Source organism: Campylobacter sp. BCW_4332 (genome assembly GCF_001763175.1).
In the GTDB taxonomy this organism is placed as follows: Bacteria; Campylobacterota; Campylobacteria; order Campylobacterales; family Campylobacteraceae; genus Campylobacter_D; species Campylobacter_D jejuni.
On the sequence record NZ_MJYF01000006.1, the window covers coordinates 1 to 8554 of the forward strand.

The window sequence follows — 8554 nt, forward strand, 5'->3', positions numbered from 1 at the left end:
TTAAAACCTCTTCTTCTTAACATCTTCTAAGATATTATTAGCTATATCACTTACTGTACTAGAAATAATAGCTGATTCATTAGCAATTTCAACATTATCTTTAGTAGTTTGATCAATTTGTGCTACGCTATCATTGATTTGAGTAATACCTGCAGTTTGTTCTTTAATACTTTCTGCCATATCATTGATAGATTGAACAAGTAAATTAGTATTAGCTTCTATTTCAGATAAAGACTTTTGAGTTCTCTCAGCTAGTTTTCTAACTTCATCAGCCACAACAGCAAAGCCTCTACCATGTTCTCCAGCACGTGCAGCTTCAATAGCTGCATTTAAAGCTAGAAGATTGATTTGATCTGCGATATCTCCTATAATACCTGTAACATTTTTAATCTCTTCAGATTGAGTGATAACATCACTAGTTTTAACTGAAACATTTTGCATAGAAGAAGTGATCTCTTCTAAAGCTGCTGCAGTTTCTTCTAAAGATTGAGCTTGAGAATTTGAAGAAGTGGTTAAGCTTTGAACAGCAGTTTGTAATTTTCCACTTTCATTAGCTAAAGCATTAGCAAAGTCTGAACTTTGTTTTAGCATTTTAACTATTTCATCACCTAAAGCATTAGTAGTTAATTCAACACTTCCTGAAGCATTAGAGATTTTATTTCTAAAATCTAAGCTTTTGTATTCTTCAAATATTTTATGAATAACATTCATATCAGAACCTACTCTAGCTTGTAAAACATCAAGAAGTTTATTTAGAACATTTTTAAGTTCAATAAGCTGTGGGTTTCTTGGATTAGCAGTAATTCTTGCTGTTAGATTACCACCTTCTACAACTGATACGGTTTGAACTGATTCTTTAACAGCTTGATTGTCTTGTTCTAAACCTTTTTTAGTAGCAAGGATGTTTTCGTTGATCATTTTGCCCATTTTTCCAAGTTCATCATCGGCTTTGATTGAAATTAAATCAACTTCGTGTTTTTCGTGATTTAAAAAACGAAAGAAATTTTCTAAAGATTTTAAAATGACAGGAATTCTAGATCCAACTATTTTTTTAACGCAGACATAAACTATAATCAATATGACAAGTAGTATAAAAAAAGAAATAACGATAAAAATAATTTCTAGTTTCTTTAAAGGTGCTAAAACTGAATTTTTAGGAGCAGTTACAACCATACTCCAATAACTTGAATTATTTGCAGTGCTAAAAGATGAAACGGATGCATAGCTTAAATCTCCAGTTGAAGCAACATAATCATCTATTATAACAGTTTTGTGTTCTTTAACAGCGTTATTGACTAACTCCACAGAGGGATCTTTATTTATATCATTGAGTGTTTTTAAAATGGCATTATGATTTTTATGAATGGCAATAACACCTTTATCAGTCATTAAAAATCTTAAATCCCCTTCAAAAAAATCTAATTTTGGGTCAAGTATGGTTTCAGAAACTTCAGAAAAATCTAAAGTATATCCAGCAACTCCAATCAATTTACCTTTATTATTAAAAATAGGCATTCCAAAATTAATACCTAGAAAATCTTTTCCATCGTAGTTAAGTTTAGTTGGTGGCCCAACAAATAAACTGTCTTTATCTCCATATTTAGCGTTTTTTTCTACTTGCTCTATAATCTTTAAATTACCAAAATTATTTGGCGTTTGAATCGTTTCTATTCCTCCAGATTTTCCAGTGGTTTGATCAAAATAAATCATAGCAAAAGTTTTACCATCAGAACTTGTGTATCTTTTATCAATTCCTTGAGCATCCCCTAGCACTGAAGTATCTTTTAAATACAAAAAAGTATAAGCTGAATATAAACTACTATCAAATAAATTTTTCATTAAGCTTTCAATCAAATCAGCATCAACTTGATTATTGTGTTCAAACATATCATTTAAGGAAGTTGCGGTTCCTTTTGTAAGTGCAACAGTTTCATTTAGAATACCTTCCATATAATTGGTGTATCTTTTTGAAGCTAAAAATATTGAATCCTTGGCCTCTTTCTCCATATTTTCAGAAATATATATGGAAACTGTTGAAACTAATACGATAATGCCTAAAATTACCCCTATAGCTACAGATAGAATAAGCTTAGTGCTTATATTTAAAGAACGAAAATTCATATTTTTTCCTTAACTTTTAAAAATTTATAAAAAACTTAGTATAGTATTCTATATTTTTTTAAAATATTCTTAAAAATTTTAATATCTTTTGTATTTTTACCATATGTTAACTTTTTATAAATATAAGTATTTAAAATATTGAAATTTTATTGAAGTTAAGAATTATTAATGCAATTTACCTTTGAACAGATTTTTATCGCAATGCTACTGACTCTTTTTGCAGGTTTTTCTACAGCTATAGGTTCTATAATAGCCTTTTTTTCTAGAAAAGATGATTTAAGGGTGCTTTCTTTAGGACTTGGTTTTTCAGCTGGGGTAATGATATATATTTCTTTCATGGAAATTTTACCCACTGCACTGAAAGATTTTAAAAATCACTATGATTCGCATTGGGCTGAGCTTTTAGGATTGGCTTGTTTTTTTGGTGGAATTTTAATATCTTTATTAATTGATAAATTAATCCCCGAAGATGTCAATCCTCACGAACCTAAAGAGGATTTAAGCGAGTTAAAAATTTGTCCCTTGCCCCAAAAAGGACAAAATCCTCCGAAATTTCATCCTGGAGAAAAATTACATCAGATCAATACTAAAGCTTTAAAACACACAGGGATTTTTACAGCTTTAGCTATTGCTATACATAATTTCCCAGAAGGTTTTGCTACTTTTATTTCGAGTCTTGATAATCTTACTTTAGGAATTGCTATAGCTATAGCTGTGGCTATACACAATATCCCTGAAGGTTTGGCCGTGAGTTTGCCAATTTACCATGCTACAGGAGATAAGAAAAAAGCTTTTATTTATTCGGCTCTTTCGGGTTTTGCAGAGCCTTTGGGTGCTTTTGTTGGAGCTTTGATTTTATTGCCTTTTATAGGCGATCTTACTTTAGCTATAAGTTTTGCTGTGATTGCAGGAATTATGGTTTTTATATCTCTTGATGAACTTTTGCCCGCTGCAAAAACTTATGATAAGGCCCATGATAGTTTATATGGACTTATATTAGGAATGGCAATAATGGCTTTAAGTTTAAATTTGCTTGGACAATAGAAAGCCTTGTGGCTTTCTTGCAATTTAATTCACACCTTTTGGCGCATTAAAGGCAGTAAGTTTTGGTAGTTCACCTTTAAATTTTTCTATGTTTACGAGCCCTGTGTGAGAGATATTGCCATTGGCAAGTTTTGAAGTTGGCATATCCATGGTTAAAACATTTGCATTTCCACATTTGCAAAGTCCGTTTTCATTAGGATCATACCAAGCACCTTCACAAAGCCTTACAACCCCTTGCATGATTTCATCGCTTACAACAGCCCCTGCTAAAACTTCACCGCGTTTGTTAAACACGCGTACTACATCGCCATTTTTTATACCAAGTTTTTTTGCATCTTTGGAATTGATTAAAATCGGCTCTCTATCTTTTATTGCATAAGTATCTCTTAAGCTTGTGTGGCAAAGTTGAGAGTGCAAGCGATCTCTTGGGTGATTTGTAAGTAAGTGGAAAGGTGCTTCTTTGGTTGCATTTCCAAGCCATTCAATAGGCTCAAACCAAGTAGGATGGGCTTTGCAATCATCATAATTATAATTTTTAATCGCTTCTGAGTAAATTTCAATGAGTCCTGAATCTGTACCCAGAGCATTTAAGATAGGATCTTCTATAAATTCTGAAAAACGAGTCCATTCTAAACTTTCAGCTGTTGGTTCAAAAGTGATTGGTTCATTTTTAGCCCAAAATTCTTCAAAACTTGGCATAGGAGCAGCAAAAGCTTCGCCAAAACTTTGAGTTTGTTTTAGGGCACTGTTGTAGTATTCTTTGATGAAATCTTTAGCTTTTTTGCCATTTTCTGTGTAGGCATTAAAGACATCTTTTCCATAAATTTTACAAATATCAGAGTAAATTACATAATCATCTTTGCTTTCACCCACAGGCTCAACTGCTTGTTTCATAGGAACTATATGCATATTTGAATAATCTCCTGTCATGGTAATATCATCTCTTTCATAAGATGAAGTTGCAGGCATAACAATATCTGCCATTTTAGCTGTTGGAGTCCAGTAAATTTCATTTACCACAACGGTGCGTGGTTTTCTCCATGCTTTTACGTTAGTGTTGGTATCTTGATGGTGCACTAAAGGATTTCCGCCTACCCAGTAAATAAAATCAATATCAGGATAGGTAAGCTTAGAGCCGTTGTGATCTATAGTTTTTCCAGGGTGAAGTAAAGCATCAGCGATTCTTGCTACAGGGAAAGAATAACTCGCTGCATTTTGAAGCCATTCTGCGCCTTCGTTTGAAGTTTCGCTTTTTGCTAAACCTTTAAATTTACCATTTTTCCAAATCCCTAAACTACCTGCTGTCATACCGCCGATAACTCCGCCTTTGCAAGTTGGAACACCGCCATTGCTGTAATGATAGCTTAGTCCAAAACCACCTCCTTTTGTGCCGATTTGTCCTAACATTGCACAAAGAGTAACTAACATCCAGTGAGGCTGTTCGCCATGATGTGCTCTTTGCATACCCCAACCACTCATAATCATAGTAGAATTATCATAAAAAGTTTCAGCTAAATTTTTGATAGTTTTTTCATCGATACCGCAAATTTTACTTGCCCATTTGGTATCTTTTTTCACTCCATCTTCTTTGCCTTCTAAATAGTCTTTAAATTTATCAAAGCCTGTGGTGTAAGTGTCTAAAAACTCGTAATTGACTTTTTTCTTAGCGATTAAATGGCTTGCCATACCTATCATTAAAGCTACATCGGTATTTGGGCGTGGAGCTATCCATTTGGCATTTAAAAATTTTGCTGTAGTGGTTTTTACAGGATCTATACAAATTATTTTGATTTTACTGTCTTTAAGTTTTTCAAAATACGCCAAACCTCTTTGTTCGTTTGAAGTCCAAGCTATACGTAAAGTAGATAGTGGATCAGCACCCCAAATCACAACATATTTAGAATCACTTAAGATATTTTCCCATGAGGTTTGTTGCTCATAAACTTCAATCGATCCTACAACATAAGGCATAATCACTTGAGAAGCTCCTGTAGAATAGTCCCCTGTAGCTCCTACAAATCCACCTGTTACATTTAAAAATCTATGAAGCAAGATACGTGAGTTTTGCATATTTCCACTTGATTTCCAGCCATAGCTTCCACCAAAAATCGCACTTGCACCTTTACTATCTCTTGTTTTTTTAAGCTCTTTGGCGATAAGCTTGATCGCTTCATCGTAACTTACGCGAACAAACTCATCTTTACCACGAAGTTCAGGCTTAGGATTGTCAGGATTTTCAAGGTAAGATTTACGTACATAAGGGTACTTCACACGAGATTTATAAACCATATCGGCGGTATAGTGCTGTAAAGGATTATCCATTTTTGTAACTTTTTCCCAAGGTTCACTTTTTACTATCTTGCCATCTTTTATAGTGAGTTTTAAAATCCCCCAGTGTGCTGCGGTAATCACTTCTCCATTTTTTACAAGTCCGAGGCTAACTTTTGAAGCTTCTAAGGTTTTTCCTGCACTTAAGCTTGGAATGAGAGGTAAAGCACTTAAGCTCGCTCCAATTTTTAAAAATTTTCTTCTATCTAGCATGCTTTTCTCCTTATTTTGTTTTAAAATCTTTTGCGTTTTTTTGTAAGTATTCTATAACTAACCATCTGTCTTTTTTATCAATGCCTGTTCTATCAGCCATAGAACGGAAAATTGCAGGCCAAGTATTAGCTGTAAATTCTTTTTCTTTGTGGATAGCATGACAAATTCCGCAGTTATTTACAAAAAGCTCTTTGGCTCGATTTAACATTTCTTTATTGTCTTTGACAAATTCTTTTTGTTCTGCCCAAATTTCAAGGCTTACCTTATCCCATTTTCCATCTTTTCCAGTTATTCTTTGAGAGAAATTTAATTTTGTATTTTTAGAAAAAGCTGCAACAATAATTCTTTGAGAGTCATTAAAATAAATCACAGAAGTTGCTTTAGGATTTACATAACCATCAATTTTTAGCAAAACCCTGTTATTTTCGCTTTTTAATACTTCAAAAGGATTTGTAGGTAAAAGTCTTCCTATGACTTTAGTATCATCTTTATTAAGATAAAGTGATACAACTTCATCGGCATAGACGGTATTTTCTGCCCATAAATATGTCGCTAGGACAATAAAAGAAATGAAAATCTTTTTCATTGCTATTCCTTAATATAAATTTGATGTAAATGTATTTTAACACTAGTTAATTTAATTATTAATTAATATTAACAAAATATTAATTAATAATTAATAACTTTTTTAGAAAAAAATAAGCATTTTATAGTTATAATTTAGAAAATAAATATACAAGAAAGGAAGACAATGTTAAAATCTATCGGAACTAAATTAACCCTTTCAGTAATTGGAAGTGTTATGGTTAGCTTAGTCTTTATGATTGCCATCATATCATGGAAAGTTTCTCAAAATATGGAAAAAGAAGCAGAAATTGCTCTAGACATAGCTTCAAAAAGATATGTAAATTATATGCAATCCACACTTAACGAACCTTTTTTACTCTCTAAAGCATTAGGTGCTAGTATACAACAAGTTATTAATGATAATGGGAATATTGACATTAATGTATTGGAAAATTTGACCAAAAAAACATTAGATTCAAGTATGCATACCACTTATGCTTTTTTATACATTAAAGATCTTTCAGTCTTATCAGGAAATAAAGAAAAAGACATTCAAAATGGAAATTTATCTATTGTTTATAATGATTCAACTCCAGGGATTGACGGAGGTATTAAAACATTTATACAAAATAAAAATATGTATAACAGCATACCTGTAATCTCAAAAATTGAAAACAATGTGCACAATGGAGAGCAAAAGGTTATTTTTGGTTCAGTTAAGCGTCTTGATTATGGCAATGGAGAATTTTTAGGAATAAACTTAGGAATGCCTATTTTTAATCAAAAAGGAGATTTTGCAGGAGTTATTGGTTTCTCTTTAGAGCTTTCACAGATGTCTAAAGCTTTACTTAATCCTTCATTAAATTTTCACGAAGGAGATCAAAGATTACTACTTACAGATGATGGAACATTTGTTATTCATGAAAATCCTAAAGCAATTTTGCAAAAAATCAATGAATACAACCATTCTCCTTCTGTAGCTCCTATATTAAGTGCTATTAAAGAACATAGAGATATTTTAATCAATAATTTTTATACATCTACAGGTTTAACCAGTTATGCTTCGGTTTCTTCTTTTAGTACATTAGAAAATTCAAGTCATTGGAGTATACTTGTAACAACCCCTAGAACTTCGGTTTTAGCACCTTTATATCATCTTCAATTAATTATAGTTGCTGTAGTTGTTATATTTTTAATTATAATTTCAGCTATTGTATATATGTGTATAAAATATATGGTAAGTGCAAAAATTAATTCAATTTTTAAATCTTTGCAAAATTTCTTTGACTTCATCAATCATAAAACAAAAAATGTTTCCACTATAGAAGTAAAAAGCAATGATGAATTTGGACAAATCTCAAGTGCTATCAACGAAAACATCCTTGCTACTAAAAAAGGTTTAGAACAAGACAATCAAGCTGTTAAAGAATCAGTTCAAACCGTATCAGTTGTAGAAGGTGGTAATCTAACAGCAAGAATTACTGCTAATCCAAGAAACCCACAGCTTATTGAACTTAAAAATGTTCTAAATAAACTTCTTGATGTTTTACAAGCTAGAGTAGGTTCTGATATGAATGTTATTCATAAAATATTTGAAGAATACAAAAGCTTAGATTTTAGAAATAAAATCTCTAATGCTTCAGGAAGTGTTGAATTAACTACTAATGCTTTAGGTGATGAAATAGTTAAAATGCTAAAACAAAGTTCAGACTTTGCTAATGCTTTAGCTAATGAAAGTGGAAAATTACAAACTGCTGTTCAAAGCTTAACCACTTCTTCAAATTCTCAAGCTCAATCTTTAGAAGAAACTGCAGCAGCTTTAGAAGAGATCACTTCTTCTATGCAAAATGTTTCAGTTAAAACTAGTGATGTTATCACTCAATCTGAAGAGATTAAAAATGTTACAGGTATTATAGGAGATATCGCAGATCAAATCAATCTTCTAGCTTTAAATGCAGCTATTGAAGCTGCACGTGCTGGAGAACATGGTAGAGGCTTTGCTGTTGTGGCTGATGAAGTTAGAAAACTAGCTGAGAGAACTCAAAAGTCTTTATCTGAAATAGAAGCTAATACTAATTTACTTGTTCAATCTATCAATGATATGGCAGAAAGTATTAAAGAACAAACTGCAGGTATTACTCAAATCAATGATAGCGTAGCACAAATTGATCAAACTACTAAAGATAATGTTGAAATTGCTAATGAATCAGCTATTATTTCTAGTACAGTAAGTGATATAGCTAATAATATCTTAGAAGATGTTAAGAAGAAGAGGTTTTAA

General features: G+C 31.9%; 5 protein-coding genes. 2 read left to right on the forward strand and 3 right to left on the reverse strand.

All coding sequences use genetic code 11. From position 1 onward, the window contains the following. A complete protein-coding gene (locus tag AJN64_RS00070) occupies positions 1–2121 on the reverse strand; it encodes a methyl-accepting chemotaxis protein (RefSeq protein ID WP_070210108.1) in 2121 nt (706 codons plus the stop codon). Positions 2122–2289: 168 nt separating this feature from the next. Between AJN64_RS00070 and zupT the strand changes: the two genes are divergently transcribed. Beyond that, positions 2290–3165 (forward strand): zinc transporter ZupT, encoded by an 876-nt coding sequence (zupT, locus tag AJN64_RS00075; protein WP_070292520.1) that lies wholly within the window; start codon positions 2290–2292, stop codon positions 3163–3165. A gap of 24 nt (positions 3166–3189) precedes the next feature. Here zupT and AJN64_RS00080 read toward each other — a convergent pair whose 3' ends face one another. Both AJN64_RS00080 and AJN64_RS00085 read right to left on the reverse strand, forming a co-directional pair. After that, complete coding sequence (locus AJN64_RS00080) at positions 3190–5706, reverse strand: molybdopterin guanine dinucleotide-containing S/N-oxide reductase (protein ID WP_070292521.1); 2517 nt, start codon at positions 5704–5706, stop codon at positions 3190–3192. Between the two features lie 10 nt (positions 5707–5716). After that, entirely contained in the window at positions 5717–6292 is a 576-nt protein-coding gene (locus AJN64_RS00085) for a cytochrome c3 family protein (RefSeq protein WP_070210111.1), read from the reverse strand. A gap of 165 nt (positions 6293–6457) precedes the next feature. Here AJN64_RS00085 and AJN64_RS00090 point away from each other — a divergent pair, with 165 nt between their 5' ends. After that, complete coding sequence (locus tag AJN64_RS00090) at positions 6458–8554, forward strand: methyl-accepting chemotaxis protein (protein WP_070292522.1); 2097 nt, start codon at positions 6458–6460, stop codon at positions 8552–8554.

Excerpts from the sequence above, each read along its gene's own strand:
- AJN64_RS00080 (WP_070292521.1), bottom strand. The coding sequence starts at position 5,706 with ATGCTAGATAGAAGAAAATTTTTAAAAATTGGAGCGAGCTTAAGTGCT.
- AJN64_RS00085 (WP_070210111.1), bottom strand. The coding sequence starts at position 6,292 with ATGAAAAAGATTTTCATTTCTTTTATTGTCCTAGCGACATATTTATGG.
- AJN64_RS00070 (WP_070210108.1), bottom strand. The coding sequence starts at position 2,121 with ATGAATTTTCGTTCTTTAAATATAAGCACTAAGCTTATTCTATCTGTA.
- AJN64_RS00090 (WP_070292522.1), top strand. The coding sequence starts at position 6,458 with ATGTTAAAATCTATCGGAACTAAATTAACCCTTTCAGTAATTGGAAGT.
- zupT (WP_070292520.1), top strand. The coding sequence starts at position 2,290 with ATGCAATTTACCTTTGAACAGATTTTTATCGCAATGCTACTGACTCTT.